Annotated in this window: 12 protein-coding genes; 7 read left to right on the top strand and 5 right to left on the bottom strand. The window is 51.7% G+C overall.

Annotated features, from left to right (window positions below; translation table 11 throughout):
• Window positions 1-128 precede the first annotated feature (128 nt).
• The 5 genes from BZG74_RS13130 to BZG74_RS13150 all read left to right on the top strand — a co-directional run bounded on the left by BZG74_RS13130 (window position 129) and on the right by BZG74_RS13150 (window position 5,517).
• Window positions 129-1,415, top strand: coding sequence for a NupC/NupG family nucleoside CNT transporter (locus BZG74_RS13130; RefSeq protein ID WP_069362769.1), 1,287 nt, complete (start codon window positions 129-131; stop codon window positions 1,413-1,415).
• Between the two features lie 159 nt (window positions 1,416-1,574).
• Window positions 1,575-1,745 carry a XapX domain-containing protein gene (locus tag BZG74_RS13135; RefSeq protein ID WP_077773015.1) on the top strand — a complete coding sequence of 57 codons (171 nt, stop codon included), beginning with the start codon at window positions 1,575-1,577 and terminating at the stop codon, window positions 1,743-1,745.
• Window positions 1,746-2,111: 366 nt separating this feature from the next.
• A complete protein-coding gene (gene deoC / locus BZG74_RS13140) occupies window positions 2,112-2,888 on the top strand; it encodes a deoxyribose-phosphate aldolase (protein WP_077773016.1) in 777 nt (258 codons plus the stop codon).
• A gap of 65 nt (window positions 2,889-2,953) precedes the next feature.
• A complete protein-coding gene (deoA, locus tag BZG74_RS13145; RefSeq protein WP_077773017.1) occupies window positions 2,954-4,285 on the top strand; it encodes a thymidine phosphorylase in 1,332 nt (443 codons plus the stop codon).
• 11 nt (window positions 4,286-4,296) lie between these two features.
• On the top strand, window positions 4,297-5,517 hold the full coding sequence (locus tag BZG74_RS13150; RefSeq protein ID WP_077773018.1) for a phosphopentomutase: 1,221 nt from the start codon (window positions 4,297-4,299) through the stop codon (window positions 5,515-5,517).
• Window positions 5,518-5,610: 93 nt separating this feature from the next.
• On the opposite strand, the gene BZG74_RS13155 is transcribed toward BZG74_RS13150, so the two are convergent.
• Complete coding sequence (locus tag BZG74_RS13155) at window positions 5,611-6,195, bottom strand: AhpA/YtjB family protein (RefSeq protein ID WP_158020659.1); 585 nt, start codon at window positions 6,193-6,195, stop codon at window positions 5,611-5,613.
• 130 nt (window positions 6,196-6,325) lie between these two features.
• On the opposite strand from BZG74_RS13155, the gene serB reads away from it, so the two are divergent.
• Window positions 6,326-7,297, top strand: coding sequence for a phosphoserine phosphatase (serB, locus tag BZG74_RS13160; protein WP_077773020.1), 972 nt, complete (start codon window positions 6,326-6,328; stop codon window positions 7,295-7,297).
• A 60-nt stretch (window positions 7,298-7,357) separates the two neighbouring features.
• On the opposite strand, the gene BZG74_RS13165 is transcribed toward serB, so the two are convergent.
• The gene (locus BZG74_RS13165) at window positions 7,358-9,715 is read right to left on the bottom strand and encodes a PilZ domain-containing protein (protein WP_077773021.1); all 2,358 of its coding nucleotides are present in this window, start codon (window positions 9,713-9,715) and stop codon (window positions 7,358-7,360) included.
• 123 nt (window positions 9,716-9,838) lie between these two features.
• On the opposite strand from BZG74_RS13165, the gene radA reads away from it, so the two are divergent.
• The gene (radA, locus tag BZG74_RS13170; protein WP_046075145.1) at window positions 9,839-11,215 is read left to right on the top strand and encodes a DNA repair protein RadA; all 1,377 of its coding nucleotides are present in this window, start codon (window positions 9,839-9,841) and stop codon (window positions 11,213-11,215) included.
• 119 nt (window positions 11,216-11,334) lie between these two features.
• Here radA and BZG74_RS13175 read toward each other — a convergent pair whose 3' ends face one another.
• From BZG74_RS13175 to ettA, 3 genes are all read right to left on the bottom strand, one after another.
• Entirely contained in the window at window positions 11,335-12,339 is a 1,005-nt protein-coding gene (locus tag BZG74_RS13175; protein WP_077773022.1) for a M23 family metallopeptidase, read from the bottom strand.
• Between the two features lie 49 nt (window positions 12,340-12,388).
• Window positions 12,389-12,769 (bottom strand): PilZ domain-containing protein, encoded by a 381-nt coding sequence (locus BZG74_RS13180; protein WP_077773023.1) that lies wholly within the window; start codon window positions 12,767-12,769, stop codon window positions 12,389-12,391.
• A gap of 203 nt (window positions 12,770-12,972) precedes the next feature.
• Window positions 12,973-14,640, bottom strand: coding sequence for an energy-dependent translational throttle protein EttA (gene ettA / locus BZG74_RS13185; RefSeq protein ID WP_077458796.1), 1,668 nt, complete (start codon window positions 14,638-14,640; stop codon window positions 12,973-12,975).
• Window positions 14,641-14,698: the final 58 nt, after the last annotated feature.

Here is a 14,698-nt window from a genome sequence, read left to right on the forward strand (position 1 = left end):
AAAATAGTTTTACAGCGAACTGTGATTGGAATATTACTTTAATGTGACTGCGATGCGTATAATCTCTCTCGGAAACCAAATTCCACTTTGTCGAGACGCCAACTTTTTACTTTGAGGATGCCAATACTATGAGCCTGCTGATGAGCGTGATCGGGATGGTTGTACTGCTAGGGATAGCTGTTCTTCTTTCCGATAACCGCAAAGCCATTAACCTCCGTACCGTGGGTGGCGCATTTGCTATCCAACTCTTTTTCGGTGCTTTCGTACTGTATGTCGATGTCGGACGCGACATTCTTTACGGCGCATCACAATACGTTGCTAACGTCATCGCATACGGTGACGAAGGGATCAGCTTCATCTTTGGTGGGCTGGTTTCTGACAAAATGTTTGAACTGTTCGGCGGTGGCGGTTTCGTCTTCGCCCTGAAAGTTCTCCCTGTTATTGTCTTCTTCTCATCACTGATCAGCGTGCTTTACTACCTGGGTATTATGCAGGTTGTGATTAACGTGCTCGGTGGTGGTCTGCAAAAAGCACTGGGTACCTCACGTGCCGAGTCTATGTCAGCAACCGCTAACATCTTCGTAGGACAAACCGAAGCCCCCTTGGTGATCCGTCCATTCGTACCTCGCATGACACAGTCAGAGCTGTTCGCGGTCATGTGTGGTGGTCTGGCCTCTGTTGCCGGTGGCGTACTGGCCGGTTATGCCTCTATGGGTGTACCGCTAGAGTACTTGATTGCGGCATCATTCATGGCTGCACCAGGTGGTCTACTGTTTGCGAAAATCATCAAACCTGAAACCGACGAGCCGGTTGAGCAGATGGCTGACGCGACCGCTGAAGGCGCAGAGAAGCCAGCGAACGTGATTGATGCAGCTGCAGGTGGTGCCTCTTCAGGTATGCAACTGGCGCTTAACGTTGGTGCGATGCTACTTGCGTTCATTGGTTTGATTGCCCTGATTAACGGCATGCTAGGCGGTATCGGTGGCTGGTTCGGTTACCCAGACATTACTCTGGAGCTGATCTTGGGTTACCTGTTTGCACCGTTTGCGTTCCTTATCGGTGTACCATGGGAAGAAGCGGTGGTCGCAGGCTCTTTCATCGGTCAGAAGATCGTGGTTAACGAATTTGTGGCTTACCTGAACTTCACGCAATACCTTGGTGACGGTGCGCAAGTTGTTGCAGCAACCGGCATGGAAATGACAGAGAAAACCAAAGCGATTATCTCGTTTGCTCTTTGTGGTTTTGCTAACTTGTCATCTGTGGCTATCTTGCTGGGTGGCTTGGGTGGCCTCGCGCCAAACCGTCGCCCAGAAATTGCGCGCTTCGGTGTGAAAGCGGTGATCGCCGGTACCTTGTCTAACTTGATGGCGGCGACCATTGCAGGTCTATTTGTCACCTTAACCCTGGCGGGCTAATCGTCTTATCGCGATAGCACACAGTGTTAAGCAAAACGCCACACAGGCTACCTGTGTGGCGTTTTTTTATTGGGCTAACGGAGTGTGTATGCTTTCCCCTGTCCTTGCTGAGGGGTGTATACTCATCAATAGAGGCTTGTGACTACATAAGGTAAAACCATGCAGGAAGTGCTTCTCGCCCTCGTGGCCGGCTTTTTAGTGGGCGTATTGTTTAGTGCGATAAAACTCCCCATTCCCGCACCACCTGTTTTATCAGGGGTGATGGGTATTGTCGGGGTGTATTTAGGTGGTGTTGGCTATCAATGGATTGTGACGCGTTTTTTCAGTTAGGAAGATTGGTTCCACCGCGCAACAGTGTATTTTTCAACATAAACGGTAAAATCTAGTTTTGCTGAAACGGCGTTGGTAAAATAAGTGAACGCCGTCAAAGTTTGCTGGCGCCACAATCCTTATTTTCCTCTCATGGTTAGCGGCAAGGTGTGGCTAGCCCAATCTGAAACGTCCAACGGCGAAACCGCAAATACCCAGGTATTTGCACGCGGCAACAAGGATGGTTGGTTGAAGGCGGCGCGATGTCCAGCCTCAAACTTCATGGAGCCAAGTCCGCTGAGCAATGACCGGAAACGACATCCGGTTATTCACACAGTGGCCAACCCTATACCTGTTTGGCAAAAGAATGAGGACTGGAGATATCCAATGAACGAATTACAAACCGCTGCTCTGCGCGCACTGAAACTGATGGATTTGACCACGCTGAATGATGATGACACCGATGAAAAGGTGATAAGCCTGTGTCATAACGCGAAAACCGCCGTTGGCAACACTGCAGCCATTTGCATCTATCCGCGCTTTATCCCTATTGCGAAGAAAACACTGCGCGAACAAGGCACGCCAGGCGTGCGTATCGCCACCGTGACCAACTTCCCACACGGCAATGATGACATTGATATTGCGGTGGCAGAAACGAAGGCAGCCGTCGCTTACGGCGCCGATGAGGTCGATGTGGTGTTCCCGTATCGCGCGCTGATTGCCGGTGACGAACAAGTGGGTGCTGAGCTGGTCAAACAGTGTAAAGCCGCGTGTGGCAGCGACGTATTACTTAAAGTGATCATTGAAACCGGTGAGCTGAAAAGCGAGGCACTGATCAAGCGCGCGTCTGAGATTGCTATTGATGCAGGTGCTGACTTTATTAAAACCTCTACGGGGAAAGTGGCGGTGAATGCCACCCCTGAAGCGGCGGAGATCATGCTCAACGTGATTAACGATAAAGGCGTGGCTGACACGGTTGGCTTTAAACCTGCGGGCGGTGTACGTACCGCAGAGGACGCGCAACAGTATCTCGCAATGGCCGATCGCATTCTCGGCGAGCAATGGGCTGACAGCCGTCACTACCGCTTTGGTGCATCGAGCCTGTTGGCAAATCTGTTGCACACCTTAGGTGAAGGTGAAAAAGCAGCAGAAGGCGGTTACTAACCGTTGATTGTCACTCGGCACCACGGGCAAGGCGAGCCTTGCCCACTGGTCGGTAAGGAGGATGCATGATCTTACCTCAAGAGATTATTCGTAAGAAACGCGACAACCTCGCGTTGAGCAAAGAAGAAATTTACGCGTTTATTCACGGTGTCGCCGATGAGTCGGTCTCAGAAGGACAAATTGCTGCGTTTGCTATGGCGATTTACTTTAATGACATGACCATGGATGAGCGTGTGGCATTGACGTGTGCGATGCGCGATTCTGGCATGACCTTAGATTGGTCTCATATGCAATTTGATGGCCCTGTGGTTGATAAGCATTCAACCGGTGGGGTCGGCGATGTCACCTCACTGATGCTGGGCCCCATGGTTGCAGCCTGTGGTGGCTATGTGCCGATGATCTCCGGTCGCGGGTTGGGACACACTGGGGGCACGCTGGACAAACTGGAGTCAATCCCAGGTTATAACATCATGCCAAGCAACCAAGTGTTTGGTGATGTGACCCGTGATGCCGGTGTGGCAATCATTGGGCAAACCGGCTCGTTAGCGCCTGCGGATAAACGTGTGTATGCCACCCGTGATGTGACTGCCACGGTGGATAATATATCTCTGATCACCGCATCAATTCTGTCGAAAAAACTGGCCGCAGGTCTGGATGCCTTGGTCATGGACGTCAAAGTGGGATCGGGTGCGTTTATGCCGACGTATGAAGACTCAGAGGCGTTGGCCAAATCGATCGTGGGCGTGGCCAATGGCGCTGGAACCAAAACCAGTGCGTTGCTGACGGACATGAACCAAGTGTTAGCATCGTCTGCTGGCAATGCCTTAGAAGTCAAAGAAGCCGTCGACTTTTTGACCGGTCGTTACCGTAATCCACGATTGTACAATGTGACCATGGCGCTATGCGCCGACATGTTGGTGGTCAGTGGACTGGCGGCCGATGTGAATCAAGCAAAACAAAAATTGGATCAAGCACTGGACAGCGGTCGTGCTGCTGAGTGTTTTGCCAAAATGATTGCAGGGCTTGGCGGGCCGGCAGACTTTGTTGAGTCGCCAGATCAATACCTGGCCACTGCGTCAGTGATTAAGCCTGTCTATGCCGAGCAATCAGGTATTGCCAATGCCATGGATACACGGGCATTGGGCATGGCTATTATAGAAATAGGTGGTGGCCGTCGGGTTGCCAGCGATAAAATTGATTATGCCGTTGGGTTGAACGAAATGATTCGTCTGGGGCAACAAGTGGATGAGCACACCCCGCTCGCCATGCTCCATGCTCAGACTGAAGAGCAATGGCAACAAGCGGCGAATGCGGTGCGAGCCGCAGTGAAAGTCGCTGATGAGGCGCCGAGTGCAACGCCAGACGTATATCGTCGCATCAGCTTACAAGACGTCTAATGGAGGCGATCATGAAACGCGCAATTGTATTAGTTTTAGACTCATTTGGTATTGGCGCCACTGAAGACGCCGTCAAATTCGGTGACCAAGGTGCAAACACCTTGGGCCACATTGCACAAGCGTGTGCGAAAGGCGAAGCGGATAATGCAGATCGTCAAGGCCCATTATCTTTGCCGAACATGACCAAATTGGGCTTGGGTAAAGCGTGTGAAGAGTCGTCAGGTTACTTCCCAGAAGGCTTAGACTCACACGCAGAAATTATCGGTGCTTATGCACACGCTAAAGAGCTATCTTCTGGTAAAGACACGCCGTCTGGTCACTGGGAAATTGCCGGTGTGCCTGTCTTGTTTGAGTGGGGCTACTTCTCAGACTTAACCAACAGCTTCCCGCAAGCTCTGCTAGATCGCATTGTTGAGCGAGCGGGTGTACCTGGTTATCTCGGTAACTGCCATGCGTCGGGCACCCAAGTGCTGGATGACTTGGGCGAAGAGCATATGAAAACCGGGAAGCCGATTTTTTACACCTCAGCGGACTCGGTGTTCCAAATCGCGTGCCATGAGGAAACCTACGGGCTAGATAACCTGTATGAGCTGTGTCAGATCGTGCGCGAAGAGCTGGAAGACTATAACATTGGTCGCGTGATCGCCCGTCCTTTCATTGGACCAGCAAAAGGCCAGTTTGAGCGTACCGGCAACCGCCGTGACTTGTCTGTCGAGCCACCTTCTCCTACCGTGCTACAAAAGCTGGTGGAAGAAAAAGGCGGTGATGTGATCTCGATTGGTAAGATTGCAGACATTTACGCGCACTGTGGTATCACCAAGAAAATCAAGGCGACAGGCCTAGAAGCCTTGTTTGATGCAACCAAAGACGCGATTAAAGAAGCAGGGAACAATAGCTTGGTGTTCACCAACTTTGTTGACTTTGACTCGGCGTACGGCCACCGCCGTAATGTAGCTGGTTATGCCGCGGCGTTGGAATATTTTGACCGTCGCTTACCCGAAATCATGGAAATGCTTGAAGAAGACGATGTGTTGTTGCTAACGGCTGACCATGGTTGCGATCCAACCTGGCCTGGCACCGATCACACCCGTGAGCATATCCCTGCACTGGTCTATGGCAAAAAAGTGCCAGCAGGCTCACTCGGTCGTCGCGACACGTTCGCGGATATTGGCCAGTCATTGGCGGAATACTTTGATGTGTCGCCAATGGATTACGGGAAATCTTTCCTGTAATGCGTTGATCTCCCCTAGATAAAAAGAGATGGCGAACAGCCATCTCTTTTTTTTATCTCGGTTTCTCGTACTGGTCGCCGTATTGTTGTCGTTTTACCAAGATACACGCGCAGAACGACGCGTGAGCATGACCGTCAATAGCGCCCCCAACAGTAGTGCAAGGCCAACGAGGAGCCGGAATTCGGTCATATTCGACTGTAGCTGCTGCTTGGCTTCATTGATAACAGAGTGGTGTTCTACGGTAAGGCGGAGAAACCCGACAATATCGCCATCACGGCTAATCGGCGTCATCAGCTGCTGTCGTCCTTGGCTTTCTAACCCCAGTGGGGTGGTTAAACCAACGGCGGTTTCCAGTGGCAAAGCATTCGTCGAACGCACCACAGGACTACCGTTGAGCTGATAGAAACTGGCATCACGGATCAGAGGCTCGGTTGCCAGTTCATTGGCCATGGTTTGCAAAGGCTGATAATTCTTATCAACTAAGGCGTCATAGGCTTGCACACCAACCTGGCGGGTCATCAGCTGGGCTAATTGATCGGTCTGCTGATACAGCGCTTGGTATTGGCGCTGGCTGAGTGTGGTGCTGTAAAGCATTAAGGCGGCAATAGCACTGATAGTGGTGAGCAACATCCCCCACCAGGTCACTCGCCGTAGCGTTTTGCGCGAAATTGAAAACATACCTTCCTCAAAGCCAGATAAACAGGAGCAATTAGCACTGGAGCTTACTACGGTTTTTATGGTATCACAGCCACATTGTGATTGATTCATCGACCAAGCTTGCTTGGAAACCGAAAGGAAAACCGTGACCATGGATAAGGCCAACCCCTTGGCAATTTACCGCACACCGCAACTTTATCGCCGCTTCCCAACAATGACGACATCTGCTTTCTCTCGCCGCCGGCAAGGAGGGTGGATTGTGTTTGGTGAGGTCATCGATCCGCGTCAGCTCGATGATATCCGTTTTTTTACCGGTGATGACGTTGAGGTTGTCGATGGCTGGCGTGTCGGGCCGTATGAGGTGTTATTGATCCGCGGTGAACTGACGGCTGACCATCGCACTGTGATTGAGGCGTTGGCGCTTGATTGCGCTGACTTACAGGCCCTGCCGGATTTAAGCAGGCCTGGTTTGGTGGTGTTTGACATGGACTCCACTGCGATAGAGATAGAATGTATTGATGAGATTGCGGCACGCGCTGGGGTTGGAGACGCGGTGTCTGCGGTCACCGAGCGCGCCATGTTGGGCGAGCTTGATTTTGAAGCGAGTTTGCGCCAGCGCGTGGCAGCCTTGAAAGGGGCGGATGGGTCGATACTTGAGGCGGTGAAAGCCCAGTTACCGTTGATGCCAGAAATGGCGCACCTCGTGGCCAGCTTAAAAGCCCACGGCTGGTATGTAGCAATTGCTTCGGGCGGTTTCACCTATTTCTCTGATCATCTCCAACAGCAATTAGACTTGGACTATGCGGAGTCGAACCAGCTTGGGCTCAACAATGGCCAGCTCACCGGCGAGGTGGAAGGGTCTGTTGTGGACGCGCAACGCAAAGCGGATGTGCTAACCATGCTGGCGCAAAAATACGATATTGCGCCAGAAAATACTTTAGCCGTCGGGGATGGTGCGAATGATTTGCTAATGATGGAGGCAGCGGGTCTCGGCATTGCGTATCATGCCAAACCCAAGGTGAACGAGAAAGCGCAGGCGGCAGTCAAACACGCATGGTTGGGCGGTGTGCTGTGTGTACTCTCTGCCAGTATTCGCGACCGGATTAGCTGGCAGCCGCGCTAAAGGACGGCTGCCTACAACGCTGAGGTGCTATGTGACCCAGCTACCATGGCGTGGCCCCTCTTAGCGCCCTAAACGCATCAGCACTTCGTCGGTGACATCAACCAGCTCACCATATGCACACAGTGCGACAAACTCATCTTCTAATTGACGAGCTTTGTGGGTGTCGCGCTTGAGTAGGGTTGATAACTGGCTGGCATCGATGTCTTGCTCGGCATGGGCCAGTGGCGTCATCCGGTTGCGTAGCACGGCAAACGCCCCACCTTTTTGTGCCAGCTGAATGAATTTTCGCCGCGCATCGTCAGATTCAAACTCACTATCGGCAAAAGTGTGCACCGCACGCACCCTGTCTTCTTGCATGTCTATCCAGACGAAATACTCGCGCACCAGCTCTTTAAGCGGTTGAGAGGGGCGAGTAACTTCATGGGTGCGGGTGAAGATCTTGTCCCCAAATACCGGATAAAAAGACAGTTGGCGACCGCCGCCTGCGCGCTCGAGAAAGCGGTGTAAACGACTGGGGGGAAGGTTGATACCCACTGTAGGCACTGAGAGTACACCGTTGTCACGTCGAACAAAATAAGGCTGCACGGTTAAGCGCGTGAGCAGCAACTGGTGCATGGCCCAAACCAGTGGTGGGTCGGGCAAGCGCTCATCAAGCTCGGTCAGTTTGTCGAGGTTATGCTCAATTAAGCGACGCAAATATTGCCGGCGGCGGGTATTCGGTGCCTCGGTGGTGAGCTTGAGCTGAATATTGTCTCGTTTGGGGCTCACTCGAATCACCTGATACGGCATATCGACGAGCGGCGCACGCGGGTCGATATGGACAAACGCATCGAGTGATACAGACACCAAGTCATCTTTCGCTCCTTGAAAAGGCTGCGCCAGTTTTAGGTTCAATCCCCCCGAGGAAAAATCAACCAGTTTTCCCTTCAGGGCTCCTTGCTCTGGATGCACCAGTGATACCTCAGAGCGATAGGCATAACGCGGTTCACGGCGTTGGGGTTGCCTGTCGGATGAGATTAACTGTGCCCCACAAACCGGATTACGTTGGTGTAAAAAGCGTCGCAAGGCTTGGCTGGATAACGACGGTTTGGGGTGGGTTAAATAACTCTCCTTGCTTTCGGTATGGGTCACATCTTGCACCAACGCGACGTGTGTGAGGGTTTTTAATGTATTGAGCCAGTCTGGAGACACATCTTGTAGCCGTTCAATGTCACCCGCATTAATGGCTGACATGGTCACTTTAAACACCCGCCATGAATGGCGCTTGGCACCCAGTTGCCAGAACAGGTGGCGCTCTTCTTCGCTCATTTCGTTGGGCGAGGCGGAATAGAAAAAGCGTTGTTTGTCCTTTTCCACATAAAAGCAGTAAAGCAAGAGCTGGCTGGTTGACGCTCCTTCCACTTGCAGTAACGCCAAGCGCTGCGCATCAAAAATATGGTTAATGACAGGTTGATTGCGGCTGTCGTGCCAGTAATCCCATAGCTCTCGGTTTTGCCGCGTTTGTAATACGTACTCTAACTTATCTTGCGCAAAGTAAAGCGGTAGCACGCTGGTGTGATGCAAGAAAGACTGTTCATAGCTTTGCAGCTTGAGAGTGAGTAGCTTGTCTTCACCATCTTGTTTGCCACGAAAGTCAGGTGAGGCCATTTCAGCGTCGAGCGCCTGCTTAATCGCATCACTGCTGGTGTCAAGCCGCAAGCGTAACCAGGCGCTGCTGGTGGATTCTTTGTTTTGATCGACCCCAACAATACGATAACTCAGCCCTTGCTCAAGATCGGGGTCTTGGTATTTTTGCGCCAGTGCGGTGAACCGAACGATAACTTCAGAGCTAGGCGGATAATCGAATGCCGCGGGGACACGCACTCGACAGCCTGAGTTAGACAAGTCGCTGGTGACCCCATGTACCTCATAGCCGGTATTCAGTGTTATTAATACTTGGGTAGCAAAATGGATGCGGCTTTCACTACGTGCTAAATAACGGCCAAAGGTGAGTTTCTCGGGTAATAATGCCGCCTGGGCGCTATCACTGACTGGGCCTTTTCCTTGTTGCTGCATCTGTTTTTCTTGTTCGTGTTTGACGCGAAAGTTATTAGGGGTATTGTGCAAATCTTCCCACAATCCTTGCGTCATTTGCCCATTGTATAAAGGCAAGCGCTCGTAATAGTGGTTAATCGCCACATCATCCAGCCAATGTTTTTTGCCGTTTAGCTCGTATTGATGACATTCACCATCGACTTTGCCACGGAGATCGATAGTACGGTTGCATGGCGTCATCAAACGTCTGATCTCCATTTTGATCAGAAGTTTGGCCGAGCTTGGCTCGTTAGCGGTGAGCTTATCGAGCAGCACCTCAAATTTGGGGGTTTGGGACATCGGAAGCAGCTGCTCAATCAGTCCCTGGTAATCATCCTGCTTCATGGCAAAGTCTGGTAAAGTATTGTCCTTATATAATAACGGCACCGATTCGAAAAAGGGTCGGAATAATTAATAAGATAGCAATCATTTTGTGAATTAGCTGACATCATACGTCTTGGAGAGCGAATGGCAAAAACAAAACGAGCCTACGTATGTAACGACTGTGGCGCGGATTTTCCCCGTTGGCAAGGACAGTGCTCAGCCTGTGGCGCGTGGAACACCATTACAGAAGTGAGACTGGCAGCATCGCCCCAGGTCGCACGCAATGAAAAATATGCCGGGTACGCAGGCAGTGCCGAGGGGCAAGTACAAACCCTGCAGGATATCGACCTACAAGAAGTGCCACGCTTGAGCAGTGGTTTTAAAGAGCTAGACCGTGTGCTTGGCGGGGGCATTGTCCCGGGGGCTGCCATCTTGATTGGTGGTAACCCAGGCGCGGGGAAAAGTACCTTGCTCTTGCAAACCATGGTGGGGCTCGCACACCATTTGCCGACCTTGTACATCACAGGGGAAGAGTCACTGCAACAAGTGGCGATGCGCGCCGATAGACTCGGGCTTGCCAAAGACAGGTTGAAACTGTTGTCAGAAACGGGCGTGGAAACCATTTGTCAGGTGGCTAAAAAAGAGCAGCCGAAAATCATGGTCATCGACTCCATTCAAGTGATGCATGTGGCGGATGTGCAATCCGCGCCCGGCAGCGTGTCGCAGGTGCGAGAGTCTGCCGCGGCACTGACGCGCTATGCCAAACAACACAATGTCGCGATTTTTATGGTGGGGCATGTGACCAAAGATGGCACGCTGGCCGGTCCGAAAGTCCTGGAGCACTGTATAGATTGTTCTATTTTGCTCGATGGCTCCAGTGATAGCCGTTTTCGCACATTACGCAGCCATAAAAACCGCTTTGGTGCGGTCAACGAACTTGGCGTGTTTGCGATGACTGGGCAGGGGTTAAAAGAGGTCAGTAACCCGTCCGCCATTTTCCTTTCACGCGGTGAGGAGCAAACGTCCGGTAGCTCGGTAATGGTGGTGTGGGAAGGCACACGGCCGTTGCTGGTGGAGTTACAAGCCTTGGTCGACTATTCACAATTGGCCAATCCACGCCGGGTGGCGGTAGGGTTAGAGCAAAACCGTCTTGCCTTACTACTGGCGGTCTTACACAAACACGGAGGGCTGCAAATGTCCGACCAAGATGTGTTTGTCAATGTGGTTGGCGGGGTGAAAGTCACCGAAACCAGTGCCGATCTTGCCTTGCTGTTAGCGCTGATATCGAGCTTTAGGGATCGCCCGCTGCCGAGAGAGCTGGTGGTCTTTGGCGAAGTCGGTTTGGCGGGGGAAATTCGCCCAGTTCCAAGTGGGCAAGAGCGCTTGATGGAAGCGGCAAAACATGGCTTTAAAAAAGCCGTGGTACCTAAAGCAAACTTGCCTAAACAGCGTATTGAGGGGATGACGGTCTACGGAGTCAGTAAGCTGTCTGACGCCCTGGATGTTTTAGAAGATTTATAGCCGATAGTGTTGGGGCGAAGCACATGAGCCCCAGCTTTATCGATATTGAGAGGTGGACGGGCAAACATGGCTTATACAGGAAAAGGTAAGTCATGCTACCGGATTTACCCCGAGCTTATTTACATTGACGCCTTCGTCGGCGCTGCCTTTACATCCGCTTCGCGCTGCTGCGCGGTATTCAGCGGCGGCTCAGCGTCGGGCATATTGGCGACTTGTACCTGAGTTTCGACCAAGTTTTCCACTACTGCGACTAAGTGCCCCCAACTCACGCGCTTCTCGTTTTCGAGCAAGGTATCAAACTGCTCTGCACTCCACTTAATAAAGCGGCGCGGATTAAGCGCCCGCCCTAAAAAACGCACCTCGTAGTGCAAATGAGGGCCGGTGGATAAACCTGTGTTACCTGACCAAGCAATCAAGTCCCCTTTTTTCACGAATTGTCCACTGCGTACGTTGAACTTATCAAGGTGGGCGTAGAGGGTCATAAAGCCAAAAGCATGATCAATTTTTACAAAATTACCATAGCCTTTGCGGCGACTTGGCCGGACATACTCCACCACGCCATCGGCCGGGGCATACACCGGGGTGCCGATGTCAGCGGTTAAGTCTAACCCCATATGGAATTTTTCTTTGCCCGTCACCGGGTGTGTGCGTGAGCCATAACCGGAGGAGCGCCGATAACTCTGGATTGGTTTACCATTGGGGATGAGCTGTAGCATGGTGTAGCGTACCGCTGAGTTAATGGCCGCCACATCAAGCCTATGAGTCAGTGAGGCGTCTTTCGCCACCGATTGCAGCCCTAACATATCTTCTACTGTCACCACGCGCTGAGTCAGTGCAGTCAGCTCAACATCTTTGTTCTCGATGGTTTGTGACAGCTCATCGCGCTTTTGTTGCAGCATGGCCACTTCGTTATTCAATACGGCACGCTCTTCACGTAAACGGTTAACGGCAGCTTCGGCTTCAGTGGAACGCTCGGAGAGCAAATAAAGGCTGGCGAAGGTCACGGTGAGAACGGCCAGCAATACCAACGCCAATGTTTGCACTACCTTTTTGCGGGTAGGGCAAAGCGTATAATGCTTCACACCGTTTGGGTGTGAGATGGCGATATGGATGTGATCTGTCATGACTGGTTACTGCTGGCCTGCGTTCGGTACCGCCCATGACGACACGGAGCTAAGACTCGGGCTCCTTCATAGGGTCGGTCAACTGCGCTAGCTCGCGATGAAGGAGTTCATCGTTGCCAACGTTAAGTTCAACGAGCCTTTTTAAATGACTAGCACTATCAATGTCAATGTGATCAATATAAAGATGGAGGTAATTCTCGCAGTTATTAACAAGAATGCAGTCCATGTCTAATTCTACGTCAGAGTCATGCAGGTAAAACACCAACGAGAATGCTGTGTGTTGCGGGTCTGCTTGCCAATTATCTGGGCGAGACAAAAGCACCCCTTTCAAAGAAAGGTCGAGTACATGTGCGTGCCACGACTGTTCATTTTGCTTGAGTATCGCGGGGGCACGATACATCACGCGGGAAAATTTTCTACGCTCTGGCATGATCGCATCTCCTCATTCCTTTGCTTAAAGTGTAGGCGATGCATGGCGGGCGACCTAATAATCTGTGTGGGCGTATCGATTCTGAAACATTTTTTGATGTTCTTGGGTGAGAAAACGAATGGAGTGCGGTTTGTCGCGGGTTGCTTTACCTGCTCAGAGGGCAATAAAAAAGGGCAGCCTTGGCTGCCCCCAGTCGTGTGGCGTTACTTGGCAACGCGCTTATATTTGATGCGGTGTGGCTCAGCTGCTTGTGCGCCCAGTGTTTTCTTCAACCAATCAGTGTATTCGGCAAAGTTACCTTCGAAGAAATTCACTTGACCTTCATCACGATAGTCAAGGATGTGAGTGGCGATACGGTCGAGGAACCAGCGGTCGTGCGAAATCACCATCGCGCAGCCTGGGAATTCGAGCAGGGCTTCTTCCAAGGCGCGTAGGGTTTCAACGTCCAGATCATTGGTTGGCTCATCGAGCAGCAGTACGTTACCGCCCGCTTTCAATAGCTTAGCCAGGTGGACGCGGTTGCGTTCACCGCCGGACAAATCGCCGATACGTTTTTGTTGATCGCTTCCTTTGAAGTTAAAGCGAGAGACATAAGCACGTGCAGGTAACTCAAAGTTATTGATGCGAATAATATCGGCACCTTCCGAGATCTCATCGTAAACGGTTTTATTATCGTCCATGCTATCGCGGAACTGATCCACCGAGGCTAATTGCACGGTGTCACCTACTTCTACGGTGCCCGCATCCGGTGTTTCGGTACCACTGAGCATTTTGAACAGTGTGGATTTACCCGCACCATTGGGACCGACGATACCGACGATAGCGCCTTTCGGGACGCTAAAAGACAGATCGTCAATCAATACGCGATCACCAAACGACTTAGTGAGGTTGTTAACTTCAATGACTTTATCACCAAGGCGTGGGCCAGGTGGAATAAACAGCTCATTAGTCTCGTTACGACGTTGGTAATCGGAGGTGTTAAGCTCTTCAAAGCGTGCCATACGTGCTTTTGATTTGGCTTGACGGCCTTTCGGGTTTTGACGTACCCACTCAAGCTCTTTCTCAATGGTTTTCTGGCGTGCTTTTTCTTGTGAAGCTTCTTGCTTCAAGCGGACGTCTTTTTGCTCAAGCCACGACGAGTAGTTGCCTTCCCAAGGGATGCCTTCACCACGGTCTAGCTCGAGGATCCAACCGGCAGCGTTATCGAGGAAGTAGCGATCGTGCGTGATGGCTACCACGGTCCCCGTGTAATCGACCAAGAAGCGTTCCAGCCAAGCGACTGATTCGGCGTCCAAGTGGTTAGTTGGCTCATCAAGTAGCAACATATCTGGCTTTTCGAGCAGCAAGCGACAAATCGCCACACGACGGCGCTCACCCCCAGAAAGGTTTTTGATTTGCGCATCCCACTCCGGCAAACGCAGCGCGTCGGCGGCACGTTCTAGCGCGTTATCAAGATTATGGCCATCTTTGGCTTGGATCAGGGCTTCCAGCTCACCTTGCTCTTGCGCCAAGGCATCGAAGTCGGCGTCAGGATCGGCATAAGCGGCATAAACGGCGTCGAGGCGGGTTAATGCATCTTTGACATCCGAGACCGCTTCTTCAACGGTTTCACGCACGGTTTTGTCTTCGTCAAGAGCTGGCTCCTGGGGCAAGTAGCCAATTTTAATGCCTGGTTGCACACGGGCTTCACCCTCAATTTCGGTATCGATACCGGCCATGATGCGCAATAGACTCGATTTACCGGCCCCGTTGAGGCCCAACACCCCAATTTTGGCACCGGGGAAAAAACACAAAGAAATATCTTTAAGAATTTGGCGCTTAGGTGGCACGATCTTGCTCACCCGCGACATGGTATATACGTACTCAGCCATTTCTGCTCACGCTAATCGTTGTGGTGTAAAAGACGCTATTCTAACGTTAACTTTGCCA

It is taken from the genome of Salinivibrio sharmensis (assembly GCF_001995985.1).
Classification (GTDB): Bacteria; Pseudomonadota; Gammaproteobacteria; order Enterobacterales; family Vibrionaceae; genus Salinivibrio; species Salinivibrio sharmensis.